Source organism: Bacillus sp. FSL R5-0443, from assembly GCF_038608285.1.
In the GTDB taxonomy this organism is placed as follows: domain Bacteria; phylum Bacillota; class Bacilli; order Bacillales; family Bacillaceae; genus Bacillus; species Bacillus velezensis.
In genome coordinates this window covers 3,758,625-3,781,420 of sequence record NZ_CP152013.1, presented here as the reverse complement: position 1 = coordinate 3,781,420, position 22,796 = coordinate 3,758,625, and the positions used below count along the sequence as shown (strand labels likewise).

Annotated in this window: 27 protein-coding genes; 15 read left to right on the top strand and 12 right to left on the bottom strand. The window is 46.6% G+C overall.

Annotated features, from left to right (window positions below):
* Nucleotides 1-222: 222 nt before the first annotated feature.
* The 3 genes from xynA to cls form a co-directional block, all read right to left on the bottom strand.
* The gene (xynA, locus tag NYE28_RS19045; protein WP_007407578.1) at nucleotides 223-864 is read right to left on the bottom strand and encodes an endo-1,4-beta-xylanase XynA; all 642 of its coding nucleotides are present in this window, start codon (nucleotides 862-864) and stop codon (nucleotides 223-225) included.
* Between the two features lie 472 nt (nucleotides 865-1,336).
* The gene (locus NYE28_RS19040; RefSeq protein WP_012118649.1) at nucleotides 1,337-1,723 is read right to left on the bottom strand and encodes a DUF5362 family protein; all 387 of its coding nucleotides are present in this window, start codon (nucleotides 1,721-1,723) and stop codon (nucleotides 1,337-1,339) included.
* A gap of 135 nt (nucleotides 1,724-1,858) precedes the next feature.
* Nucleotides 1,859-3,307: a cardiolipin synthase gene (gene cls / locus NYE28_RS19035; protein ID WP_059367652.1), complete on the bottom strand. Its 1,449-nt coding sequence runs from the start codon at nucleotides 3,305-3,307 to the stop codon at nucleotides 1,859-1,861.
* Nucleotides 3,308-3,527: 220 nt separating this feature from the next.
* Here cls and NYE28_RS19030 point away from each other — a divergent pair, with 220 nt between their 5' ends.
* A complete protein-coding gene (locus NYE28_RS19030; protein WP_007614328.1) occupies nucleotides 3,528-3,965 on the top strand; it encodes a DUF5392 family protein in 438 nt (145 codons plus the stop codon).
* Between the two features lie 31 nt (nucleotides 3,966-3,996).
* On the opposite strand, the gene NYE28_RS19025 is transcribed toward NYE28_RS19030, so the two are convergent.
* Nucleotides 3,997-4,446, bottom strand: a complete 450-nt coding sequence (locus NYE28_RS19025) for a DUF5362 family protein (protein WP_342490217.1) — start codon at nucleotides 4,444-4,446, stop codon at nucleotides 3,997-3,999.
* Nucleotides 4,443-4,934: a GNAT family N-acetyltransferase gene (locus NYE28_RS19020; RefSeq protein ID WP_087920810.1), complete on the bottom strand. Its 492-nt coding sequence runs from the start codon at nucleotides 4,932-4,934 to the stop codon at nucleotides 4,443-4,445. The genes NYE28_RS19025 and NYE28_RS19020 overlap by 4 nt, the downstream gene beginning before the upstream one ends.
* Before the next feature lie 138 nt (nucleotides 4,935-5,072).
* Between NYE28_RS19020 and NYE28_RS19015 the strand changes: the two genes are divergently transcribed.
* A complete protein-coding gene (locus NYE28_RS19015) occupies nucleotides 5,073-5,942 on the top strand; it encodes a M23 family metallopeptidase (RefSeq protein ID WP_007407571.1) in 870 nt (289 codons plus the stop codon).
* A gap of 91 nt (nucleotides 5,943-6,033) precedes the next feature.
* Nucleotides 6,034-6,456: a VanZ family protein gene (locus NYE28_RS19010; protein WP_007407570.1), complete on the top strand. Its 423-nt coding sequence runs from the start codon at nucleotides 6,034-6,036 to the stop codon at nucleotides 6,454-6,456.
* 19 nt (nucleotides 6,457-6,475) lie between these two features.
* Here the strand turns inward: NYE28_RS19010 and NYE28_RS19005 are convergent, their stop codons facing one another.
* Entirely contained in the window at nucleotides 6,476-7,051 is a 576-nt protein-coding gene (locus NYE28_RS19005) for an undecaprenyl-diphosphatase (protein WP_003151220.1), read from the bottom strand.
* 164 nt (nucleotides 7,052-7,215) lie between these two features.
* Between NYE28_RS19005 and ftsW the strand changes: the two genes are divergently transcribed.
* Nucleotides 7,216-8,370: a putative lipid II flippase FtsW gene (gene ftsW / locus NYE28_RS19000; protein ID WP_015418402.1), complete on the top strand. Its 1,155-nt coding sequence runs from the start codon at nucleotides 7,216-7,218 to the stop codon at nucleotides 8,368-8,370.
* 51 nt (nucleotides 8,371-8,421) lie between these two features.
* Here ftsW and NYE28_RS18995 read toward each other — a convergent pair whose 3' ends face one another.
* Together NYE28_RS18995 and NYE28_RS18990 are read right to left on the bottom strand one after the other, a co-directional pair.
* Complete coding sequence (locus NYE28_RS18995; RefSeq protein ID WP_003151222.1) at nucleotides 8,422-8,772, bottom strand: P-II family nitrogen regulator; 351 nt, start codon at nucleotides 8,770-8,772, stop codon at nucleotides 8,422-8,424.
* Nucleotides 8,773-8,789: 17 nt separating this feature from the next.
* Nucleotides 8,790-10,001, bottom strand: a complete 1,212-nt coding sequence (locus NYE28_RS18990) for an ammonium transporter (RefSeq protein WP_003151223.1) — start codon at nucleotides 9,999-10,001, stop codon at nucleotides 8,790-8,792.
* Between the two features lie 252 nt (nucleotides 10,002-10,253).
* Between NYE28_RS18990 and NYE28_RS18985 the strand changes: the two genes are divergently transcribed.
* The 3 genes from NYE28_RS18985 to NYE28_RS18975 all read left to right on the top strand — a co-directional run bounded on the left by NYE28_RS18985 (nucleotide 10,254) and on the right by NYE28_RS18975 (nucleotide 13,799).
* Complete coding sequence (locus NYE28_RS18985; protein ID WP_012118644.1) at nucleotides 10,254-10,820, top strand: isochorismatase family protein; 567 nt, start codon at nucleotides 10,254-10,256, stop codon at nucleotides 10,818-10,820.
* A complete protein-coding gene (locus NYE28_RS18980; RefSeq protein WP_080130577.1) occupies nucleotides 10,817-12,181 on the top strand; it encodes an MFS transporter in 1,365 nt (454 codons plus the stop codon). Before NYE28_RS18985 ends, NYE28_RS18980 begins: the two co-directional genes overlap by 4 nt.
* A gap of 163 nt (nucleotides 12,182-12,344) precedes the next feature.
* The gene (locus NYE28_RS18975) at nucleotides 12,345-13,799 is read left to right on the top strand and encodes an NCS1 family nucleobase:cation symporter-1 (protein ID WP_132105685.1); all 1,455 of its coding nucleotides are present in this window, start codon (nucleotides 12,345-12,347) and stop codon (nucleotides 13,797-13,799) included.
* A 35-nt stretch (nucleotides 13,800-13,834) separates the two neighbouring features.
* Here the strand turns inward: NYE28_RS18975 and NYE28_RS18970 are convergent, their stop codons facing one another.
* Nucleotides 13,835-15,031: an MFS transporter gene (locus NYE28_RS18970; RefSeq protein ID WP_012118641.1), complete on the bottom strand. Its 1,197-nt coding sequence runs from the start codon at nucleotides 15,029-15,031 to the stop codon at nucleotides 13,835-13,837.
* A 24-nt stretch (nucleotides 15,032-15,055) separates the two neighbouring features.
* Complete coding sequence (locus NYE28_RS18965; RefSeq protein ID WP_007407562.1) at nucleotides 15,056-15,469, bottom strand: MarR family transcriptional regulator; 414 nt, start codon at nucleotides 15,467-15,469, stop codon at nucleotides 15,056-15,058.
* A gap of 331 nt (nucleotides 15,470-15,800) precedes the next feature.
* Here NYE28_RS18965 and spoIIID point away from each other — a divergent pair, with 331 nt between their 5' ends.
* From spoIIID to NYE28_RS18945, 4 genes are all read left to right on the top strand, one after another.
* On the top strand, nucleotides 15,801-16,082 hold the full coding sequence (gene spoIIID / locus NYE28_RS18960; protein ID WP_003151236.1) for a sporulation transcriptional regulator SpoIIID: 282 nt from the start codon (nucleotides 15,801-15,803) through the stop codon (nucleotides 16,080-16,082).
* 180 nt (nucleotides 16,083-16,262) lie between these two features.
* Nucleotides 16,263-17,264: a cell shape-determining protein Mbl gene (mbl, locus tag NYE28_RS18955; protein WP_003151237.1), complete on the top strand. Its 1,002-nt coding sequence runs from the start codon at nucleotides 16,263-16,265 to the stop codon at nucleotides 17,262-17,264.
* Between the two features lie 158 nt (nucleotides 17,265-17,422).
* Nucleotides 17,423-18,220: a flagellar hook-basal body protein gene (locus NYE28_RS18950; protein ID WP_007614310.1), complete on the top strand. Its 798-nt coding sequence runs from the start codon at nucleotides 17,423-17,425 to the stop codon at nucleotides 18,218-18,220.
* Nucleotides 18,221-18,244: 24 nt separating this feature from the next.
* Nucleotides 18,245-19,066: a flagellar hook-basal body protein gene (locus NYE28_RS18945; protein ID WP_012118640.1), complete on the top strand. Its 822-nt coding sequence runs from the start codon at nucleotides 18,245-18,247 to the stop codon at nucleotides 19,064-19,066.
* Nucleotides 19,067-19,083: 17 nt separating this feature from the next.
* Here NYE28_RS18945 and NYE28_RS18940 read toward each other — a convergent pair whose 3' ends face one another.
* The gene (locus NYE28_RS18940) at nucleotides 19,084-20,148 is read right to left on the bottom strand and encodes a tetratricopeptide repeat protein (protein WP_007407559.1); all 1,065 of its coding nucleotides are present in this window, start codon (nucleotides 20,146-20,148) and stop codon (nucleotides 19,084-19,086) included.
* Nucleotides 20,149-20,343: 195 nt separating this feature from the next.
* Here NYE28_RS18940 and fabZ point away from each other — a divergent pair, with 195 nt between their 5' ends.
* Together fabZ and mscL are read left to right on the top strand one after the other, a co-directional pair.
* A complete protein-coding gene (fabZ, locus tag NYE28_RS18935) occupies nucleotides 20,344-20,769 on the top strand; it encodes a 3-hydroxyacyl-ACP dehydratase FabZ (RefSeq protein ID WP_003151242.1) in 426 nt (141 codons plus the stop codon).
* Between the two features lie 55 nt (nucleotides 20,770-20,824).
* On the top strand, nucleotides 20,825-21,220 hold the full coding sequence (gene mscL / locus NYE28_RS18930; RefSeq protein ID WP_003151243.1) for a large conductance mechanosensitive channel protein MscL: 396 nt from the start codon (nucleotides 20,825-20,827) through the stop codon (nucleotides 21,218-21,220).
* A gap of 47 nt (nucleotides 21,221-21,267) precedes the next feature.
* Here the strand turns inward: mscL and NYE28_RS18925 are convergent, their stop codons facing one another.
* Nucleotides 21,268-21,678, bottom strand: coding sequence for a YwpF-like family protein (locus NYE28_RS18925; RefSeq protein WP_012118638.1), 411 nt, complete (start codon nucleotides 21,676-21,678; stop codon nucleotides 21,268-21,270).
* Between the two features lie 172 nt (nucleotides 21,679-21,850).
* Here NYE28_RS18925 and NYE28_RS18920 point away from each other — a divergent pair, with 172 nt between their 5' ends.
* Nucleotides 21,851-22,204 (top strand): hypothetical protein, encoded by a 354-nt coding sequence (locus NYE28_RS18920; protein ID WP_003151247.1) that lies wholly within the window; start codon nucleotides 21,851-21,853, stop codon nucleotides 22,202-22,204.
* A 97-nt stretch (nucleotides 22,205-22,301) separates the two neighbouring features.
* A complete protein-coding gene (gene ssb / locus NYE28_RS18915; RefSeq protein WP_003151249.1) occupies nucleotides 22,302-22,643 on the top strand; it encodes a single-stranded DNA-binding protein in 342 nt (113 codons plus the stop codon).
* Nucleotides 22,644-22,796: the final 153 nt, after the last annotated feature.

Here is a 22,796-nt window from a genome sequence, read left to right as displayed (position 1 = left end):
ATCTGTTTAATGAAGAAATCCTCCGAAACTAAAGGAGGTAATTACCGGGATATTTATATTTTGCTTAAGACTTATGTGAAGGTGTCAGCTGTGAGCAAGTTAAACAAAAAATGATACCCTGCCTCCAGCAATGCCAAAACCGTTCGCCTCTTAACAATCATTATAAAATTTCTCAAGGAACGATCAGCAGCCCGTTAGCTGCCCCTAATTAAAGATGAGCTGTTACCACACTGTTACATTAGAACTTCCGCTGCTTTTATATCCTTCTGTCGCTAAGACTTGATAAGCCCAATTACTGCCCAGATTCATTCCATGGCTCTTCCAGGCGTTAACATGATTGCTGAAAGTGATTGCAGCGTTGCTTCCGGTCGGTCTCTTCGACTGGCGAACACTCCAGTACTGCGTAAAAGTAGTGTTATCGCCATCGATGGAAGGTGCGTTATAACGTGTTGTTGTATATATGTCATATGTACCTCCATCACTCTTTACAGTACCTTTATACGTTCCGGTAGGTCTGTAAGTACCCCATGAATCCACTACATAATATTCGATGAGAGGTGCTCTCGTCCAGCCATATAAAGTCAAATATCCATTGCCATTCGGCGCCCAGACTCCGGCATTATAGTTTATTGTTCTAAATGGCGAGCCTGTAGTCCAGCCTTTACCAACAACGAAATTTCCGGTATTAGACCAATTAACACTGTAATTCCCGCCAGATCCATTGACAGCGTTGACTGTTCCGCCCCCATCAGTCCAATTTTGCCAGTAATCTGTGCCAGCTGCAGAGGCGGTTGCCGAAAACATGCTGATACTCATGAAAGCAGCCGTTAATCCAACTAAGAATTTCTTTTTAAACTTAAACATATGTTACCTCCTATACTATTTTTTCTGACTTTGACATGAGGCAGCACTCGTAAATATTTAACGAACGCCAACGCTTTTGATCGTTCCTTTCAATATAATAGCATGAATACATGAGTGAATATTAAGAACAATTGTAATTTAATTACAAAGACCCAAAAAACTGTATGATAAGTGGTCTTGTTCCGCCATGGCTTTTATCCTTATTTTGCAGAATCACAATTCTTGCTTCTAAACCTGATCAGGAACAGTCGAACAATTGAGTGATTTCAGTTGAAACTCTGAGGAAAAGTTTTATTTGAAAAAACTTTTTTTGAGCTGAAGCCGAAATGTCCGAAAGAATATTTGCAGACAGCGTCTCAGCTGCGCTATTATGCCATCGCCGTATTGGCAAATCCAGAGCAGAAAAACTTTCCCGTTGTCGAAGAAGCGGAATAAGAAAAAATCCCGGGCGGATGCGCCGGGATTTTCCTTTTTAATATGTATTGGCATCAATATTATTAAACACGCCGTCCACGATGCCGAGCGTCATGAGGACAATGAAGAGAACAATACCGAGAACGGACAAGCCGATCGTCACAATCAGGTAGATCCCCTGCATTTTCACGAACTTTGCATAATTCTCCAGCATATGTTCCTCTGTCAGTTCATTGAACTGCTCCGCCATCTGTCCCGCTTCATTTGCCGAGCGCATCAGAAAAATGCCGGCAATGATCTGCAAAACGCCGGGAATGGCTCCGATTAAAAAGAAAAACGCGCCCGACAGCGCCGCAAACGCACCCATAATAATAAATAAAATACCTGTCGCTTTTCCCCATTTCGAAATAGAAATAAGCGAACGATTCACTGATTCAGGTTTCAAACTTTGGCACTCCTTTACAAAAAAATACTCACTTTTCATTTATACACTATTCGGTCATTCTTTTGAATATAAAATGTGTTTTTTCATGCCGTGTCCGTTTTTATATCAGAAAATTCCCGAGAAACACCTCGGGAATTACAAAATCGGCGAAAGAAGTCTTGAAATCGATTCTTTAATGCGGATCCACAGCGAACGCTCCTGATATTCTTCATACGTATATTTTCTGGAGACGAGCAGATCTTCTTTAAATGAGGAAATGAGTTTTTTCGCAATGGTGACGTCATAAATAAAGGCGTTGACTTCAAAATTAAGTCTGAAGCTTCTGACGTCGATATTCGCCGTACCGACTGAAGCCGTCTCATCATCGACGACAATCGTTTTTGCATGAATAAAGCCGTTATCGTAAATGTAGACTGAGGCTCCGGCTTTCAAAAGATCGCCGATGTAAGATAAAGTCGCCCAGTAAACGAAAGCGTGATCCGGCTTGTTCGGAATCATGATTTTGACGTCGATGCCTGACAGACAGGCGATCCTGAGGGCATCTAAAAGACTTGAGTCAGGAATAAAGTAAGGCGTCTGAATCAGGATTGACCGTTTGGCCGTTGAGATCATCTTGATATAGCCGTTTTTAATTTGTTCCCATTCTGAGTCCGGTCCGCTCGTGACAATCTGCATCCCGACATTGCCCTTCGGCTCGCATTCCGGAAAATGATTCGGAACGTATGTGAGCGTATGATGATGGGAGGCTTGGTTCCAATCGAGGATAAACCGTGTCTGAATGGCGTGTACCGCCGTGCCTTGAAGCCTGAGGTGCGTATCGCGCCAGTAGCCGAATTTCGGATTCAGGCCGAGATACTCATCTCCGACGTTAAAGCCGCCGACATAGCCGATTTCGCCGTCAATGATGACGAGCTTGCGGTGATTCCGGTAATTGAGCCGCAAATTAATCGGACGAAGCCTGGAAGGAAAAAAGACTTCCACATGGCCGCCGGCGTCCCGCAGCGGTTTGAAGAATTTTTTTCTGAGTGATCTTGAACCGAGTTCATCATATAACACTCTGACTTTTACGCCTTCGCGTGCTTTTTTCACTAAGGCATCGCGCAATTTTTTTCCCAGTTCATCACCTTTATAAATATAGTATTGAAGGTGAATGTGATCTTTTGCGTTGGAAATGTCCTTCATTAAGCGTTTGAACTTATCGCGCCCGTCCGTCAATATCTCCACCGAATTATCCTCTGTAAAGACTGCGTGGTTGTTCATGACAAGCATATAGATGAGGTCTTTATTATCCACAGTCGCCCTGTTGTTAAATTGGAATTGCCTCGACTTCAGATCTTTCAGCTGAAACTTCAGCAGCTTTTCTATCCCGATTTTTTTACGGTCTTCCCACTGAAACAGATGCTTGCGTCTCAGGTTATGGCCGAATAACAGGTATAAAATAAACCCTAAAATGGGAATAAAAAAAAGAACCAAGAGCCAAGCCCATGAAGCGCTGGCATCGCGTCTTTCTTTGAAAATCATGATGACGGCCAAAAGTATATTTAAAACGAAAAAAAATCCGAATAAAATAAATGAAATGCTCACTTTGCAACCCCGCTATATCATATTTATCAAGACTGTGCCCATTAGTATTCCGACAAGTGCAGCAATCTGATTCCCATTTCAAATTATAACATTGACATTTTGAAAGAATAAAGAGCCGGAATCAAAGATGAATGCAGTTTTCTTTCAAAGAAAGTTCCGGGTGCGGTAAAATATGCATATATGAAAAAGAAGACAAAAATGACAGCAAAGGGGAGAGGGCATGAAGCTGGAGCATGCGGAACAATTGCCGGGATTCATAAAAAAAGAAATTCAGAAAATACAAATCGCCATCGCGCCGCTGATGAAAAAAAGCATCATTTACCGTTTTCTTGCTTTCCCGCTCGCCGCTTTTAGTCTGTTTCATCTGGCATCGCTTTTGATTCAGGCCCCTTCCGGGAGAGGAGCTCTCGTATCGGCCGGCATTTTTGCCCTCCTTGCGGCTCTGGGTCTTGCGTTTTTTAAGGAAGCCGGCTATCAGCGGAAACAGGTGCAAAAAACGATCCGCCTTTATATGCTGAACAGAATCAGAAAAAGCGACATTCTGTCCGAGGAACGGAAAAGCGCCTATACCCGGCTGATTGCCGAGGAGCCGTCTGCGATGAAGAGCTTTATTGAATTTTTAACGGAAGAAGACCGGAAAAAAGAAATGCTTTATTAAAAAAGAGCTGACACGCGATCAGCTCTTTTTGTCATTCAAACACCGGGTCGTTCTCATAGTAATATGAATCAGGCGTGTCATACGTATCAGTGCTGTGATAAGCGATAATTCCGATGACAGCGAAGATGACGACTAAAATAAAAGCGAGAATGCCCAATACCACACTGGATGCCGCGTAAAAAAACTGCATTTTGATAGATGACGCGTAATGTGCAAGCATATTTTCTTCCGCGTTTTCTTCTAGTCCTTCCTGAAGGGCGGCAGCCGCTTTTGCCGAGCGCATCAGCATGACGCCGGAAATGATGAGCAGAACCCCCGGAATGGCTCCGAGCAGCGTCACAATGGCTGACAGAGCGGAAAGAGAGCCCGTGATGATCAGAAACACGGCGGTGATCTTTCCCCATTTGGCGATGTCGGCAAGGGAACGGGCTTTTTTATTGAGCGGCTGGTTTTCGTCTTTGTCTTTATCGATGGTGATCATGACAGTTCTCTCCCTAAAATGTTCAAGTCATATCGTTTTCCGTCCATTTCGGCGATACCCGGGAATACGCCCCATTCGGTAAAACCGAATTTTTCAAACAGCTTAATGCTCGGCACATTATGTCCGAAGATAAAAGCCATCAGGCTGCGGATGCCGATTGCCGGAGCGAGTGCCAGGGCTTCTTTCAGCAGAAAGCTTCCTGCTCCTTTGCCGCGGCAATCCTGATGCAGATAGATGCTGATTTCCGCCGTTTTGTCATAGGCAGGACGGCCGTAAAACGTTTCAAAGCTGATCCAGGCCGCCACTTTGCCGGTCTCATCTTCCGCGACCATCAGCGGGCGCCGGTCCGTGTGCCGCAAAAACCAATCCATCCGGTCTGCGGGCGTCACTTCTTCCGTATCAGCCGTTACCATCCGTGAGGCAATCGTCGAGTTGTATATGGCCACCACCGCATCTAAATCCTCCAATACGGCTTTGCGCAGGGTCAAATTCATATTCCGGGATCTCCCTTCACATTTTATTACATAATCAAGTGCAATCTGCACATACTATTTCCAAAAAAGTTTTTTATGGATGTGTATATATTTTCAGAAAAGTGTTCAGAATGTTGCTGAGGTGATGAACAAATGAGAGAGGAAGAAAAGAAAACTTCTCAAGTCAAAAAACTTCAGCGGTTTTTTCGCAAACGCTGGATATTCCCTGCAATCTACTTAGTCAGTGCGGCCGTCATTTTAACAGCTGTCCTTTGGTATCAATCCGTTTCGAATGATGTGAAGGACAATCTGACGAACAACGGCGGAAACTCCGCGTATGACAGCGGCAAAGACGATGCCGTCGAAGTAGGCAAGTCAATGGAAAACGTCGCAATGCCGGCTGCTCATTCTGAAAATGTTTCTGTTGTGAAAAAGTTTTATGAAACTGATGCCGCAAAAAAAGAGAAAGAAGCAGCACTTGTTAACTATAATAACACGTACAGCCTCAGTAAAGGAATTGACTTAGCTGAGAAAGACGGAAAATCATTTGATGTTTCTGCTTCTCTGAGCGGTACGGTTGTTAAAGCTGCTAAAGACCCGGTACTGGGATATGTGGTTGAAATTGAACACTCAGACGGCCTGTCTACTGTCTATCAGTCTTTATCTGAAGTCAGCGTCGATCAGGGCGACAAAGTAAAGCAGAACCAGGTCATCGGTAAATCCGGAAAAAACCTTTACAGTGAAGAAAGCGGAAATCACGTGCACTTTGAAATCCGCAAGGACGGCGTAGCGATGAACCCGCTCAATTTTATGGACAAGCCGGTAACATCTATTGAAAAAGCGGCGGCTGAAGAGAAAAACGCTGTGACAGAAGAAACGGAAGGGTCAATTCAGCAGTCTTCCGAGAAAAAAGATGTGACGCCTAAAAAAGAAACCGAAGAAAAACCAGGTGACAAAGAGGACGGCACAAAAGACAAGACAGATGGTAAAGATGACGGCTCAATGAAAGATTCGGGCAAGTAATCTTGATCCCAAAGCGCCTATCAGCTCTGATAGGCGCTTTTCATATTGCCGCATGTGCCTTTATACTAGTAGAAAACGAAGGAGATGCTGAATGAATAAATGTCTGGCGGCCGGGTGGCTCGTCTTTGTTTTCGTTTCGGCTTTGACGGAAAGCTTTCACGATATGATTGTGTCGCAGACGGTGTCCTTCCGTTTCACGCCGCATCCGGATGTGTCCGGTTTCTTTGTGTTCGATATGGCGGAGCTCGCCATACCGGAAGCGGCGATTCAAAAGCTCGGGCACGCGTTTTCATTTTTTGTGCTCGCCTATTTGTTTTTCAGGGAGCGCAGGCGCATGAAGAGGGCGGTGCTGTATGCATTGGCCGCCGCTTTCCTGACAGAAATCGTCCAGCTCTTTTTCGGCAGAAACGGATGCCTCCGCGATGTGCTGATTGACAGTCTCGGCATTGCCGCATTCTGTGCTTTACAAAGGAAAAAGCACACAGCCAAACATACAAAAACCGGCAGTCTGTGACAGACGCCGGCTTTTTTTTTTATATATTATGGTTTGTCGATTTGCTTTTATGAACGATACTTTCATAGATTCGCACGATCAGATCGACAATCGGACGAAGCACATTTGAAAATCTGAACAGCAGGAATCCGACAATGAGGGAAACGATAATGCTTCCGAGCACATCGATCGGATAATGGTGGCCGACCCAAATTCTTGAGAAGCCGGTCAAAAGGCCGAAAATCACAAGCGGCCAGCCGAGTTTTTTGTTGCGGAACAGAATCGCAATTGAAATCGCCAAAGCGCCTGTCGTATGGTCACTCGGAAATGAAGCATCCGCGGCATGGGGGATCAGCGTATGAACCGTATGCTCGACAAAGGGGCGCGGCTCGACATAGACTTTCGTGATGAGGTAGTTGATGATAAGCGCTGCAACACCCGTGAAGCCCGCGTACAGGGCGTTTTGTCTGCCTTTTGTGCTTCCGAACAGCCACATGGCAAGCAGGAAAAGGGCGTAGGCGTAAATGGCGTATTCCGTAATAAATACCATGATAGAGTCGAGAATGGCACTATGGTGCGACAAACCATTGATCGCTTTAAATAGTTCGTAATTCACAAATATCACCTTTTATCTTTATTTTATATGAACAGTGTAATGCTTTTTTCTATGAGACACAATTGGTATTAAAAATAATCATAAAAAAGTAAACAGAATGAAACGTGACTGTATTACTGTGCGTCAAGTATGCGGGAAAAGAATAGCCGAAGGAGTTTTGTCCGTTGCTGAAACGTTTGAAAAACGCCGATCTGCCGCTTGTGTTTGTCATTATGCTGCTTTGCGGATTCGGCTTGTTAATGGTGTACAGCGCCAGTGATGTGATGGGGTCTCAGCGGTATGGAGATCCATCCTATTTCTTCCATAAACAAAGTACCTCTTTACTGATCGGATTATGCTTATTTCTATTTGCCGCCTGTCTGCCGTATAAGCGGTATGCGCGGCTTGTACCGCTGTTTGTGGTCGGTTCGCTGGTATTGCTGCTGCTCGTATTGATACCGGGAATCGGGCTGGAGCGGAATTTTTCCCGCAGGTGGCTGGGAGCGGGCCCGCTTGTCGTACAGCCGTCTGAATTGGCTAAGATCGCGATGATTTTGTATTTCGCTTCGATTTATACGAAAAAGCAGCCGTACATTCATCAATTTGTGAAAGGGGTTCTGCCGCCTTTAGTGATTTTGGGAACTGCTTTTCTGCTGACATTGGCGGAGCCTGATTTAGGGACGGCTTCCTTAATCCTGGCGGCGTGCGGGTCGATTTTATTATGTGCCGGCTTGAAAAAGCGCCATCTGTTCGTGCTCGGCGCGACGGCGGTGTCCGGGGTTGTTTATCTCGCATTTTCGGCTTCCTATCGTGTGAAGCGCCTCGTTTCCTTTACCAATCCGTTTGGTGACGCGAACGGGGACGGCTATCAGCTGATTCAATCCTATTTTGCTATTTCCGGAGGCGGGTTTTTCGGAAGAGGGCTTGGAAACAGTGTTGAAAAAATGAACTATCTGCCTGAGGCGCATACCGATTTCATTATGGCCGTGATCAGCGAAGAACTGGGGATATTCGGTGTTCTGATCGTTTTGGGATTATATTTTGCGTTAATGCTTCTCGGCGTAAAAACGGCCGTGCGGGCTGATGACCCGTTCGGGAAGCTTCTTGCCATCGGAATTACGTTTCAATTAATGTTTCAGGTTGTATTGAATTTGGGAGCGATGAGCGGACTTCTCCCGGTTACGGGTGTGCCGCTTCCGTTTATCAGCTACGGCGGTTCTTCATTAATTATGACGCTGTTTTTGTGCGGCATACTGGTCAATATCAGTACATATGCGAAAAAACAACCCGTACGGCATAAGCGGCCTGTCCCGCATGAAAAAAAGGTTTCTTCTTTTTAATGAAGCTGAAAAAACGCCCGGGACATTTCTGTCTCCGGGCGTTCTGCCTGTTTATAAAGCTCCTGGTCCTTCTTCTCCGGTGCGGATATTAATCGTGTTTCCGATTTCATAGACGAATATTTTGCCGTCTCCGGGCTCTCCCGTTTTCAGCACTTTTTTCGCCGTTTCCACGACTTGATCAACGGGGACCTTGCTGACAACGATTTCCACTTTCAGCCGTTCATACACATTGCTTTCAATTTTGACTCCGCGGTACAGTTCGGTGTGGGCTTTTTGAAGGCCGCAGCCGTGTACGTTGGAGAAGGTCAGCGATGTGACTCCGATTTTACCGAGTTCCTGTTTCAATGTTTCAAACTTAGCCGGACGCGTAACGATTTCTACCTTGAACATTTGACCGCTCATCTAAGCCACTCCTCACTTTATAAGTCCTGATATGCTTTTTCCCCGTGCATCGTTAAATCAAGCCCAAGTGACTCTTCTTCTTCACTGGCGCGAAGGGGAATGAACAGACCTACAATTTTAATGATAACGAAAGTGACAATAAATACAAATACATAGGTTGCCGCAATGGCCGCAATCTGCTTCCAGAGCAGTCCCGGATCGCCGTAAAACAGCCCGTTTGCCCCGCCGTCATTGACGGAAGTGGTGGCGAATAAACCGGTCGCGATGCCGCCCCATGTGCCGCCGATCCCATGCAGGCCGAAAGCGTCAAGCGCATCATCATAACCGAAAGTCTTTTTGAGCCAATAAACGCCCCAAAAGCAGACAAGCCCCCCGATGAAACCGATTACGATGGAAGAGAACGGCGTAACGAACCCGGCAGCCGGCGTAATGGCGACAAGCCCGGCGATAGCGCCTGATACAGCGCCCAGCATGGTCGGTTTTTTATTCAGCATCCATTCGATTAAAATCCAGCCGATAATTCCGGCTGCAGCCGCGGTGTTTGTGTTAATGAAGGCAAACATCGCGATACTGTCAAGCGTGAGGGCGCTTCCGACATTGAAGCCGAACCATCCGAACCAGATGAGCGCTCCGCCCAAGAACGTGTAAATTAAGTTGTGAGGCGAAGCCGCCGTGCCGTCCTTGCGTTTCCCGAGCACAATCGCCAGCACAAGCCCAGCGACTCCGGAAGAAATGTGGACGACGTTTCCGCCTGCGAAGTCAAGAGCGCCCATTTGGCCGATCCAGCCGCCGCCCCATACCCAGTGGGCAACGGGCGTATATACGAGGGAAGCCCACAAAAAGGAAAATACAAGAAAAGCACTGAATCTCATGCGTTCAGCAAATGCTCCGGAAATAATGGCCGTTGTCAGTACGGCAAACGTCATTTGGAACATCATGAACAAGGAATGCGGGATCGTATCACTGTAACTTCCGGGTTCAAAGCCGACCCCCTTCAGCCCGGCCCATTCAATCCCGCCAAGCCATGTATTGCCGGGGGCAAAAGCAAGTGAATATCCGTACAAAACCCAAACGACGGATACGATGGCGAGAGAAGAAAAACTATGCATCGCCGTGCTGAGCACATTTTTACTTTTTACCATTCCGCCGTAAAACAAAGCCAGCCCGGGGGTCATCAGCCACACGAGTAAAGCGCAAAAGAACATAAATACTGTATCGCCCATCTGCATGTTGTATTCCTCCGTCTCATTCAGAATGTAATTGTGATTAATTCATTATTATAGAGAAAAAAGAACGATAAAACATTTTCATGTAAGGTTATCTGACATGGTTTTTTGCGTTCATAATGCTGCTTTTTCAAATGGGTGTCGTGCGACTTTATATCCATAAAAAGAGCGCCGGAGCACGGCGGAAGAAATCCTGTCCGGGAAAGAGTAAAATAAACGGGGTGAGAAACACTAACTGCATCAGGAGGAATCATTATGACAACATCATTAAATCTGCAATTTGAAAAAACGGCTTTGGTCCTTATTGATTTACAAAAAGGCATTGTGCCGATTGATAAAAGCGGTACCGTTGTGCCGAACGCGAAAAAATTAATTGATGTGTTCCGGGAAAAAGGCGGATTTATCAGCTTTGTGAACGTGGATTTTCATGACGGAGCGGATGCGCTGAAGCCGCTGACGGATGAAGAGGCGGCGGGCCATTCGGCTCCGCCGGCGGACTGGGCTGAATTTGTGCCTGACATCGGAGTGAAAGAAAACGATTATACGGTAACAAAACGGCAGTGGGGCGCGTTTTTCGGCACGGACCTGGACCTTCAGCTCAGAAGACGGGGAATCGACACGATTGTGTTATGCGGGATTGCGACAAACATCGGTGTGGAAAGCACGGCGCGAGAAGCTTTTCAGCTCGGGTATCAGCAAGTTTTCGTAACTGACGCGATGGCGACATTCAGCGATGAACAGCACGAAGCGACACTCAAGTTTATCTTCCCGAAAATCGGCAGAAGCCGGACGACGGAAGAATTTATCGCACAGACAAAATGACAATCTCCAAAAAAAGCCGCGTCCTGTTCTTGACGGCCGTGGCTTCGGGGACGATGCTGAACCCATTGAACTCGTCGATGATTTCTCTTGCGCTTCACAGTATTCAGCATGAATTTCACCTGTCGTTTACAACGGTGTCCTGGCTGATATCGTCCTTTTATCTGGCCAGCGCGGTGGCGCAGCCTGTTACCGGGAAGCTCGGTGATATGCTCGGCAGGAAGAAGCTGTTTTTGATCGGGCTTCTGCTTGTTGCCGTCTCGGCGGTCGGCGCGCCGTTTGCGCCGACTTTTATGACTTTGCTGATCATGCGTCTTTTTCAATCGATCGGAAGCAGCGCGATATATCCGTCCGGCGTCGGATTGATCCGTTCCAATATACAGGAGAAGCAGGCTTCGGCGCTGGCCGTCCTGTCAATCTTTGCATCAGCCATGACGGCGCTCGGTCCGACTCTCGGCGGTTTTCTGATCGTTTGGGGAGGGTGGCCGGCAATCTTTTTCGTCAATCTGCCGTTTATCATTCTCAGCTTTTTTCTCGGAATGTATATGTTTCCGAAAGATGAAAAACGCGAGATCGGCGGCTTGAAAGGCGTGCTCCGCCAGCTTGATACGATCGGGATACTCCTGTTTGCCGGAGCGATTATCCTTCTTTTGTCGTTTTTATTGTCCTTCAGTACGAAGCCTCACTATACAGAAGGCGTATTCGGGCTTTTGTTTGTCGGGCTGTTTATCTGGCGCGAGCTGAAAACAGAGAAGCCGTTTATTGATGTCAGGCTGTTTAAAACGCATCGGAAACTATCGTCGGTGTATATTCAATTTATTTTGCTGAATATATTCTTTTACTGCATCTTTTTCGGGCTTCCGAGCTATTTTCAGGATGAAATGCATTTGTCCGTTCAGACAAGCGGGTTGATTATGCTGTTTATGTCGGGCATGAGTATTCTGGTGTCGCCTCTGACCGGAAAATGGATAGATAAGAAAGGGCTTCTTCAGCCGATTGTTGCCGGAACCTGCCTGACCGCGATCGGGGCGGTGCTGTTAACGTTTTTCTTTCTTCAGGCGCCCATGATAGGAAAAGGGCTGATCCTGTCCGTGCTGGGTGTCGGCTACGGCTTCGGAAATGTCACGTTTCAGGCGGCCATGCTGACTACGAGCCCCGCCGACATGGTCGGAACAACGTCCGGCCTGTTTCAGACCTGCCGGTATCTCGGTTCGATTTTGTCTTCTGTCATTTTGGGCATTCTTTTCGGAAAAGAAATTACCGCCGGCCATTTTCATATGCTTGGGACGATTCTTATCGTTGTCGGCGCTGTAAGCCTTTTGATGGCGTTCCGGTTTTCGGTTCTCCTCAAAAAAGCCTCTTAACAGGCGCAACAAAAAGAGATGGGCTCTCCCCGTCTCTTTTTTTGTGTAATGTGCTCAAAAATCAAAACGATTATTGTCGACAGCGACCAATGTTATTTACGGAATTTTCAGTTATATTTTTTCACATGTGATGTAAGGAAAACGCACATGCGGGAGGGAGAAAATGAAAAAAACAACGAGTGATCGGCTAAGCAACAAAGATTTACTGCCTTTAGAAGACGGCGAACGGACATGGAAAGCGGTGAATTTTGCATCCATCTGGATGGGTTGTATTCATAATATCCCGACCTACGCGACTGTGGGCGGGCTCATTGCGATCGGTCTTTCTCCGTGGCAGGTGCTCGCCATTATCGTGACGGCGTCACTCATTTTGTTCGCCGCTTTGGCCTTGAACGGCCATGCCGGAACGAAATACGGACTGCCTTTTCCGGTCATTATCAGGGCTTCTTACGGAATATACGGCGCTAACATTCCGGCGCTTCTCAGGGCGTTTACAGCCATCATGTGGCTCGGAATTCAAACATTTGCCGGGAGCACGGCTTTGCACATTCTGCTTTTGAACATATGGCCGGGCTGGGGGAGTCTCGGCGGAGATTGGAATATACTCGGGCTTCATCTGCCGGGTTTTCTGTCGTTCATTTTCTTTTGGGGCATTCATCTGCTTGTGCTGCGGCACGGCATGGAATCAATCAAAAAATTTGAAGTGTGGGCGGGCCCGCTTGTTTATCTCGTCTTCGGCGGCATGGTCTGGTGGGCGATAGATATTGCCGGCGGGCTCGGACCGATTTACTCACAGCCGGGAAAGTTCCACACCTTTTCTGAAGCGTTTTGGCCGTTTGCCGCCGGAGTGACGGGCATTATCGGAATATGGGCGACGCTGATCCTGAATATCCCTGACTTCACCCGGTTCGCCGCGTCGCAAAAAGAACAGATTCGCGGCCAGTTTTACGGGCTGCCGGGAACGTTTGCGCTGTTCGCGTTTGCAAGCATCACGGTGACATCAGGATCACAAGTAGCATTCGGAGAACCGATTTGGGATGTGGTGGAGATTTTGGCCCGGTTTGATAATCCTTTCGTTATCGCTCTTTCGGTCATCACACTTTGCATCGCCGCCGTCTCGGTTAACGTGGCGGCAAACATCGTGTCACCGGCCTATGACTTGGCGAATGTCCTGCCGAAGTATATTACATTCAGGAGGGGAGGGTATTTGGCCGCCGTTTTGGCTCTGTTCACAATACCGTGGAAGCTGATGGAGAGCGCCACGAATGTTTATGCGTTTCTCGGGCTCATCGGCGGGATGCTCGGACCGGTGGCCGGGGTGATGATGGCTGATTATTTTATCATCAGAAAAAGGCAGCTCTCAGTTGAAGACCTTTATTCGGAAACCGGACAGTACACTTATTACAAAGGCTATAATTACCGGGCCTTTGCCGCGACTTTTCTCGGCGCGTTTATTTCTTTAATCGGGATGTACGTCCCGGCGTTCGCCGGCATCTATGATATCTCCTGGTTTGCGGGTGTCATTTTGTCATGTCTCGGTTATACGGCGCTTATGTATATTCATCCTCCTTATGTAAAAGCGGAGGGACGAATCGTGCGGGAAAGAGCGGCCGAATAAAAAAAGCCGGGGGCTGCCCCCGGCTTTTTGTCATATCAGTCTGCGATTGAAACGTTTCCGTCCGCTTCAAGCGGCGTTCTTTTTTTCTGGCTCCAGCCATACAGGAGCAAAGCAATCAGGACGAACAGCCCCGCTGCCAGATAAATCGAATGGAATCCGGCCGAAGCGACGAAGAGGCCGAATACATAGGATCCGCCGGCAATCCCGCTGTCAAAGAAAGTGAAGAAGGTAGCCGTCGCAAAGCCTGAACGGTGTCCGGGCGAGTTCTGAATCGCCAGCGTCTGCATACAAGGTACGATAGATCCGTATCCGAGACCGATTACGGCACCGGACAAGAGAAGCATGAGGGCGCTGTTTGTCATCGCCAGCATGCAAAGCCCCGCGGAGAACACGATAATCGACGGATAGATGACGATTCCCGGCCCCACTCTGTCAAACAGCTTTCCTGTGAAAGGACGGGCGGCCATCATCGTCACTGCGAAACAGACGAAGAAATAGCCGCTGACATCTAACAGGTGGATCGTCTTTGCATAAACGGATAAATATGAAGTCACACTTGAATAACAGAAAGAAATGGACAACCCGACAATCGCGATTTTAAGCGCGCCTTTTTCAAACATGTCGGAGAAAGAAAAACGGAAGACAGTCGTTCCGCTGTTGTTTTGATCCGGCACACGAATCATAAAAGCAATCAGCAAGCCTAAAGAAACAAATACGGCAAAAATCGTAAAGAAAACCGGGAACGAAATGACTTTCACGAGACTCAGCCCGAGAAAAGGACCGATCGCCATGGCAAGGTTCATAGACATCGCAAAATAACCGAGCCCCTCGCCGCGCCGCTTGGCGGGAATAATGTCAGCGGCAATTGCGCCCGTGACCGTCGTTAAAATGCTGAACCAGATGCCTTGGAAAAAACGCAGTCCGAGCAGCAGATAGAAATTGTGTAGCGGCAAATACAGATAAGAAGACAGGGCGAACAGCGCCAAGGATACAATCGTCATTCTTTTCTTGCCGAACCGTTCAATAATCGCCCCTGAAAAAGGACGGGTGATAATAGCAGATAACAGGAACAGGCTGATCAAAAGCCCTCCTTGCGATTCACTGCCGCCAAGCTCCTGAATCATATAGATAGGCAGCACGGCCAAAAATGTATAAAAGAACACAAAGACAAATAAATTCACGAGTACGACCATAATAAAATCTTTGGTCCAGATCGAGTCAGATTTACTCAAAAGTACAGCACTTCCCTTTCTTTTCTATTTCGTTAAAAACACATTCAGAAACTCAGAAAAAGCTTCCTTATCTCCATCTTGGAAATCCGCAAGCATGTCTTCCTCGAACTTCAGCATCTCTTGATTGATGCTGTCGTATTTCAATTCAGCTTCCTTCGTCAGGACGACGAGCTTTTCCCGCTTGTCTTCTCCCTGTTCCCGCTGAATCCAGCCGTTTTCTTCAAGGCGTTTGATCGTTCTGGTAACGGTCGGCGCCTCTACGTTCAGGTAGGACCAGATTTCTTTTTGGGTCATCGGTCCGATCGTTTTTAAGCAATATAGGATTGACCATTGAGAGGAGTACAGGCCGAATGGTTCCAGCCGTTCATTGGCTTTCTTCGTAATCAGGCGGGCGCATTGATTGATTTGGTGAATGAGGCGTCTGTTGACGTGGATCATTTCCGTTCTCCTTTTCAAAAAACTTACCTAAGTAACTAATTGTGCTGTTTCATTCTACAGCAGGATCGCGCGGATGTAAACCCCCCGATCAAAAAGCAGAAAATTATGACCCGCCCCTTGTCCTTATTGAGTTTTTAGCATATTCCCAATTCATTGCTAATACACTGTTACAAACCTATCAAAGAGAGTGTTTGAGGTGAGGGATCGTGGGCATATTTCTAAAACTTTCTTATATAATCGGACAACGAAGAAGCTGCATCATCAGTGAATCTGTTACAGAATACGGATCTCATTTCACACTTCTCACATCCAACTGGGGAGGTCGAGTGGTGTGCACGATTACATCAAAGAGCGAACAATCAAGATTGGCAAGTATATCGTGGAGACGAAAAAAACCGTTCGTGTCATTGCGAAAGAGTTTGGTGTTTCCAAAAGTACCGTACACAAAGATCTGACAGAGCGCCTGCCTGAAATCAATCCTGACTTGGCGAATGAAGTAAAAGAAATACTCGATTATCATAAATCCATCAGACATTTAAGAGGGGGAGAGGCGACGAAACTAAAGTACAAGAAGGATGAAATTCTTGAAGGGGAGCCCGTTCAGCAGCCGTAGCGCCTGACGTCTGCCGGGCCCTTTTTTCTCCTCCCGGGCGGTTTCGCGAATATCCGCAAAATTTTGTCAAGAACTTATATCGTTCAGCAGCTTTTTTTTGATAAATTATGATAATATATATAATTAGGGCACAATGTGGATATTTTACTGTGAAACAGATATCAAGGAGGATATAAATAGATGTTTGCAAGGGATATTGGAATTGACCTCGGTACTGCAAATGTACTGATCCATGTAAAAGGAAAAGGAATTGTTCTGAATGAGCCTTCCGTTGTGGCACTTGATAAAAACAGCGGCAAAGTGCTGGCTGTCGGTGAAGAAGCCAGACGAATGGTTGGACGTACACCTGGGAATATTGTTGCGATCCGTCCGCTGAAAGACGGCGTAATCGCAGACTTCGAAGTAACAGAAGCCATGCTGAAACATTTCATTAATAAGCTGAATGTAAAAGGACTTTTCTCAAAACCGCGCATGCTGATCTGCTGCCCGACGAATATTACATCCGTTGAGCAAAAAGCGATTAAAGAAGCAGCTGAAAAAAGCGGCGGAAAGCATGTGTACCTTGAAGAAGAACCAAAAGTTGCCGCTATCGGCGCGGGTATGGAAATCTTCCAGCCGAGCGGTAACATGGTTGTTGACATCGGAGGCGGTACGACAGATATCGCAGTTATTTCTATGGGCGATATTGTCACCTCCTCTTCTATTAAGATGGCTGGGGACAAGTTTGACATGGAAATCTTAAATTATATCAAACGCGAGTATAAGCTGCTGATCGGTGAACGTACCGCTGAAGATATTAAGGTGAAGGTCGCAACGGTTTTCCCAGACGCACGTCATGAAGAAATCACCATCCGCGGCCGTGACATGGTTTCCGGTCTGCCGAGAACGATTACAGTAAACAGCAAAGAAGTAGAAGAAGCCCTTCGTGAATCAGTTGCCGTCATTGTGCAGGCCGCCAAGCAGGTTCTTGAAAGAACACCGCCTGAATTGTCCGCTGACATCATCGACCGCGGCGTTATCATTACCGGCGGGGGAGCGCTGTTAAACGGGCTTGATCAGCTTCTTGCCGAAGAGCTGAGGGTGCCTGTTCTTGTTGCTGAGAACCCGATGGATTGTGTTGCGGTCGGAACCGGCGTCATGCTGGATAACATGGACAAGCTTCCAAAACGCAAACTGAGCTGATGATAAAACCTCATTCTGAAAAAGAATGGGGTTTTTTTCTGTCAAACCCTTCACGAACGGGAATGTAAATCCGATAATAAGAAAAATGCTGATTTTCATTATAGAACAAATGTTCCGGTGAGGCAACTGGAAATAATGCTATTTCAGAGGTGGAAGACTTGTTAAAAGGATTATATACCGCAACGTCCGCAATGATTACACAGCAGAGAAGAACGGAAATGCTGTCAAATAACATCGCAAACGCGAATACATCAGGGTACAAAGAGGATCAAGGTTCAATCCGCGCCTTTCCCGAGATGCTTCTGAGCCGAATAGAAGGCGATAAAAAAACGAAAATCGGTTCCGTCAACACAGGCGTATACATGCAGGAGCTGAAACCGTTGTTTACGCAGGGAAGCCTGAAAACGACCGATCAGCCGACGGATATCGCGCTGATGGAGAATCAGGTTCCCAAGAATGCCGAAACGAATGAAAACGCCGAGCTGTTTTATCCCGTGCAGACCGCAGGCGGCGTCCGCTATTCAAAAAGCAGCACTTTCTCATTAAATGAAAACAATCAGCTTACGATAAACGGAAACCTTGTGTTATCAACAAACGGACAGCCGATTACAGTCGACAATGAAAAATTCACCGTATCAGAAAACGGAACGGTCACGACAAACGGCCGGCCGGCGGGGCAGATTGATATCAGAATGGAAGAAGACGTGCGCAATCTGAAACGGGACGGCAATGACCTATACAGCACGGCCGACGGCTCTGAACTGCCGAGCGCGGCGGCGAATCCCCAAGTCTCGTATTCATTAAAGCAAGGCGTCTCGGAGCTTTCGAACGTGGACGTGACGAGCACGTATACAGAAATGACGGAAGCATACAGATCATTTGAAGCCAATCAAAAAGTCATTCAGGCTTACGATAAAAGCATGGATAAAGCCGCAAATGAAATCGGCAAAGTGTAACAAAATGGGGGACATTCAATTATGATGCTCAGATCAATGCTGACGGCTTCAACAGCCTTACATCAGCTTCAGCAGCAGATGGATACAGTCAGCAGCAACCTTTCAAACAGTGATACGACAGGCTATAAAGCGAGGGACTCCCGCTTTTCCGAGCTGATCAGACAGCAGTATGACCATATAGATGACAAAAAGGAAAATTCGCCGAACATGCGGAAAACGCCGCCCGGCCTGCGTCTCGGCGCCGGAACGGTCATGACTCCGCAGCTGGACTCAGGGCAGGGAAGCATCAAAAAAACCGACCGTGACCTTGATATCGCGTTCACATCACCTTATCAATATCTTCAGGCAGAAGCGGACGGACGGCGGGTGTATACAAGGGACGGCTCACTTTCCCTCAAGCCGGCCGGCGGAAATGACCGGCTGCTTCAGCTAATGACAGCGGGAGGCAATCCCATTCTCGATGAGAACGGTCAGCCCATACAAATTGACAGTTCGCTGACTCAGCTGAAAATCAGCAAAACCGGAACGCTGACGGCTTCAGACCAGGCGGGAACCCGTTCGCAGACGTTTAATCTCGGCATCGTCAATGTCAATAATCCGCAGGCGCTTCATGCGGAAGGGGATAATCTGTTTTCCGTGAACGGCGCGGGGGCTTCAGCGATTGAAGAGCTTACCGGCGCAAACCGGCAGGCAATCGGCATGGAGCAGGGCGCGCTTGAAGGTTCAAATGTCGATATGTCAAAAGAAATGACCGGCTTAATCGTGTCTCAGCGTTCCTATCAGCTGAACAGCCGCACGATTACATTGGGAGACCAAATGCTGGGCTTAATCAACTCAGTCAGATAAAAGAAGGGGCGTTTTGATCAGCCGCGCATGATAAAAAATGCGGCTTTCTCAAAATCGCCCTTTTTTTTGTAGTAATCAGTAATATCCTGAAGCAGCACTTCCAAATCCACCCACGCTTCAATTTTCTGCAGCTCCAGCACGAGCTTCTGCAATCGGTCGTACGGGTCCTCCTGAGCGGTGTACAGTATGTTGAGCGCGGTCAGCTTCAATTTCATAATCTTGTTCTGCACTTTTTCAGATATGTATAAACCTTTCTGCAGCACGGTTTGTCCTTCGGCGGCAGAGCCGGTTTTAAAAAGTGCTCTGACCGCTTCGTACACACAATGCAGGTAGGAAACGGGAGACTCTTTCTCGAAACGCTGATTGCCCAATACCTTTTTGTAAAAAGGGAGGGCCTCTTTATCTTTTTTCTGGGCGGTCTTTAAAAAACCAAAATTATAATAGGCGTGGCACAGCAGGTTATTGTCATTGATCCGGTCCGTTATCTTTATGGATTCATTGAAGAGCTGTTCTGCGTCGTCATAGCGTGCCTCGTCTATATAATTCACGGCGAGAAGCAGCCGGCAGCTGAGCGTTTTTTTGATGTAGCCGGCTTCATCTTGATAGATTTCCAGCGCTTTATTGACATATTGAATGGAGAGCGCAGGCGACTTCATCATGTAATATGCACCCGCTGTTTTATAATAAAATTCAGCGGCTTCGAAACGGTCCTGAATGGCCGGCAGGTACTGTTCAGCTTCTTTAAAGCGGCAGACAGCACGGTTCGGAGCGCCATTCACCATATGGAATAACCCTTTGAAAAAATAGAAATAATAAGTTAATTCATGATCCATCTCATCTTTGCGCCGCTTCAGCTCGCAGAACAGCTTATTCAGACCGTCTTTTTTCTCAAACAGCAGCTGAAACCGTGCGAAAAACAGCTGATATCTGAGTTTGAGCTTTGCATTCTTTTGTAATTTGGGGAGATGCTGATTGATTTGTTCGTGAAGGGAACGGGCTAGATCGAATTGGCGTTTTCCCATGGCGTCATACCACTCATTCAGCATCACCAGCGTACGTTTTTCAGTAAACTTAGCAATCATCTTCCAACCTCTTTGCATAGGGTAAAAATCTTTATTTATCATAACACATTAATGGACGAGGCTCATTGCCAGCTGGTTACAGTTTACAGCGCGGTTGAAAAAGAAATTGATTCATAATATACTTCCAAATGTACAGATTGGTTGCCACATATGCCTTCTATACATACTATTGTCGATGAAGGAGATGTCAAGAGAATGCTTGATACTCAGCAAATTAAAGAAATTATTCCCCATCGCTATCCGTTTCTTCTGGTAGACAGAATTACGGAAGTCGAAGAAGGAAAACGGGCGGCGGGATATAAAAATGTGACGGCGAATGAAGATTTTTTCAACGGCCATTTTCCTGAATACCCTGTTATGCCGGGCGTATTAATCGTAGAGGCTTTGGCGCAGGTCGGAGCGGTTGCGATGCTGATTAAAGAAGAAAACCGGGGCAGACTCGCATTTTTTGCGGGGATTGATAACTGCCGTTTCAAAAAGCAGGTAAAACCGGGTGACAAGCTGGAGCTTGAGGTTGATATTACCCGCGCGCGCGGTACGATCGGACGCGGCAAAGGCGTTGCCAAAGTTGACGGCGAGCTCGTGTGTGAAGCTGAATTAACCTTTGCGCTCGGAGAATAAAAGCAAACAAATGGGCTTATAAAAAGCCCATTTTGTATAGAAAGGGGTGAATGTGATGTGGTCAGAATTTAAAAGCTTTGCGATGCGGGGCAATATCATGGATCTGGCTATCGGTGTCGTCATCGGCGGCGCTTTCGGCAAAATCGTGACGTCGCTCGTTGAAGACATCATCATGCCGCTGGTCGGCCTGCTTCTTGGCGGTCTTGACTTTTCAGGGCTGGCCGTGACATTCGGCGATGCTCATATCAAGTACGGAAGCTTCATTCAAACGATTGTGAACTTCTTCATTATTTCATTTTCTATTTTTATCGTGATCCGCACAATAGGCAAGCTGAGACGTAAAAAAGAAGCAGAAGAAGAGGCTGAAGAAGCCGAGGAAACAGATCAGCAGACAGAACTGCTGACTGAAATCAGAGATCTGCTGAAACAGCGGGCTCCTCACAATGACTAGGGCACAAAAAAAGGCTGGATGATTAACGTCCGGCCTTTTTCATATGATTATAATTTTTGTTTAAACGCTTCAATCAGCCGGCTGCCCGAGTAGCCTTCTTTCACGAGCGACTCCAGAATGCTTTCTGATCCGGGGTGGTTTCTAGACACCATTTGACCGTAAATTAAAACTTGTATACTTCTTTCCAGCTCGACGATATTTTTGATGCTTCCCGTCAGCTGGGCGGGGCGGTTGCTTTTTTTCGTAATCGTTACAAACACCTTCGCTTCTTTCTGGCTTTTCATCAGCATGTCAAAAAAAGACAAGTGTTCGGCCGGGACCAGTGCTTCAATTAACCAATGATTTTCTCCGTCCTCTTTATTGATAATCAATCCGTCTAAAAGGGGAAACTGCTCAATTGGCTGATCGTCTTTATCTAAACGTTCCACATTCAGATCAACCAGTTTAAAGGTTTTCATCTCTTATTTTCACCCCTGTTGTCCATGTTTTTCGTTCATTTATTATAACACATATCATTTTTCCCGGGAAAATGCTGTAAGACATGCTTCATCATTTTTGTAGGCGGTCAACATTTAATCATTTCTATTTTTTCATTATAATGTAAAAGAATATGGTCATGGAGAGATGCTTATGAATCAATTGCGCCTGAAGGAAATCTATATAGAAGACGGTTCAAGGCGAAAAGACGATCATTCCTACTTGGTATGCAAAAAGGAAGATTGTGAGGTGCATCTTAACAGAAGGGGAAATGTCGTCTTTTTATATGAAACAAAAGACCGCATGGAACAGTATAAAATTCAGCTTTCACTGACTGATAAAAAGCTGAGTTTTTACTGGTTCGCATGGGATGGCGGAAAGTTTGTCCGCATGTTTGAGAAAGACTGGCTCAAAACGAAACTTTTCTCGCGGCTGCTCAAAAATACATATTACATAAGCGGTCAAAAACAAAAGTTTTTTTTATCAGAAAGAAAAACGAAAACATAAGAGCAGCCTGAACGAATAACGGCTTTTTCCGCTTTTTGCTTTCACGAGCCCTTGTACTACAATGAAGCCAGCCTCGAAAAAGAGAGGAGGATACGGCTTGTTTAACCACGTTATGCTTGTCGGCCGGCTGACGAAAGACCCGGAGCTCCGTTTTACATCAGCGGGCATTCCCGTCGCGCATATTACGTTGGCGGTAAACCGCAATTTTAAAAGCGCGTCGGGTGAAACCGGAACCGACTTCGTCAACTGCACCATCTGGAGAAAAAACGCTGAAAATACGGCATTGTACTGCCAAAAAGGGTCAATGGTCGGTGTAAGCGGCAGAATCCAGACGAGAAGCTATGAAAAGACAGACGGCGTAAAAGTTTATGTGACCGAGGTCATGGCTGATACCGTTCGGTTTATGGATCAAAAACGGAAAGAGCCGCTGGCTGAATAGCATTCTTTTTTCCTCGATTTCCCGCCTTTCAGCGGGCCCCGCAATACCTCCTTCCCACTCGCCAGTCGAAAGACTGGTTTTTTTGTGAGGGAGCTAAAAAATGGTTAAAAAGAAGTGATTTCGCTTATGAATGCTTAAAAACATTGAATATAT

Bases quoted from the DNA above. Each gene is read 5' to 3' on its own strand.
- xynA (WP_007407578.1), bottom strand. From the start codon at position 864: ATGTTTAAGTTTAAAAAGAAATTCTTAGTTGGATTAACGGCTGCTTTC.
- NYE28_RS19030 (WP_007614328.1), top strand. From the start codon at position 3,528: ATGAAGCTGGAGCATGCGGAACAATTGCCGGGATTCATAAAAAAAGAA.
- NYE28_RS19025 (WP_342490217.1), bottom strand. From the start codon at position 4,446: ATGATCACCATCGATAAAGACAAAGACGAAAACCAGCCGCTCAATAAA.
- NYE28_RS19015 (WP_007407571.1), top strand. From the start codon at position 5,073: ATGAGAGAGGAAGAAAAGAAAACTTCTCAAGTCAAAAAACTTCAGCGG.
- NYE28_RS19010 (WP_007407570.1), top strand. From the start codon at position 6,034: ATGAATAAATGTCTGGCGGCCGGGTGGCTCGTCTTTGTTTTCGTTTCG.
- NYE28_RS18995 (WP_003151222.1), bottom strand. From the start codon at position 8,772: ATGAGCGGTCAAATGTTCAAGGTAGAAATCGTTACGCGTCCGGCTAAG.
- NYE28_RS18990 (WP_003151223.1), bottom strand. From the start codon at position 10,001: ATGCAGATGGGCGATACAGTATTTATGTTCTTTTGCGCTTTACTCGTG.
- NYE28_RS18985 (WP_012118644.1), top strand. From the start codon at position 10,254: ATGACAACATCATTAAATCTGCAATTTGAAAAAACGGCTTTGGTCCTT.
- NYE28_RS18980 (WP_080130577.1), top strand. From the start codon at position 10,817: ATGACAATCTCCAAAAAAAGCCGCGTCCTGTTCTTGACGGCCGTGGCT.
- NYE28_RS18975 (WP_132105685.1), top strand. From the start codon at position 12,345: ATGAAAAAAACAACGAGTGATCGGCTAAGCAACAAAGATTTACTGCCT.
- NYE28_RS18965 (WP_007407562.1), bottom strand. From the start codon at position 15,469: ATGATCCACGTCAACAGACGCCTCATTCACCAAATCAATCAATGCGCC.
- mbl (WP_003151237.1), top strand. From the start codon at position 16,263: ATGTTTGCAAGGGATATTGGAATTGACCTCGGTACTGCAAATGTACTG.
- NYE28_RS18945 (WP_012118640.1), top strand. From the start codon at position 18,245: ATGCTCAGATCAATGCTGACGGCTTCAACAGCCTTACATCAGCTTCAG.
- NYE28_RS18940 (WP_007407559.1), bottom strand. From the start codon at position 20,148: ATGATTGCTAAGTTTACTGAAAAACGTACGCTGGTGATGCTGAATGAG.
- fabZ (WP_003151242.1), top strand. From the start codon at position 20,344: ATGCTTGATACTCAGCAAATTAAAGAAATTATTCCCCATCGCTATCCG.
- mscL (WP_003151243.1), top strand. From the start codon at position 20,825: ATGTGGTCAGAATTTAAAAGCTTTGCGATGCGGGGCAATATCATGGAT.
- NYE28_RS18925 (WP_012118638.1), bottom strand. From the start codon at position 21,678: ATGAAAACCTTTAAACTGGTTGATCTGAATGTGGAACGTTTAGATAAA.
- NYE28_RS18920 (WP_003151247.1), top strand. From the start codon at position 21,851: ATGAATCAATTGCGCCTGAAGGAAATCTATATAGAAGACGGTTCAAGG.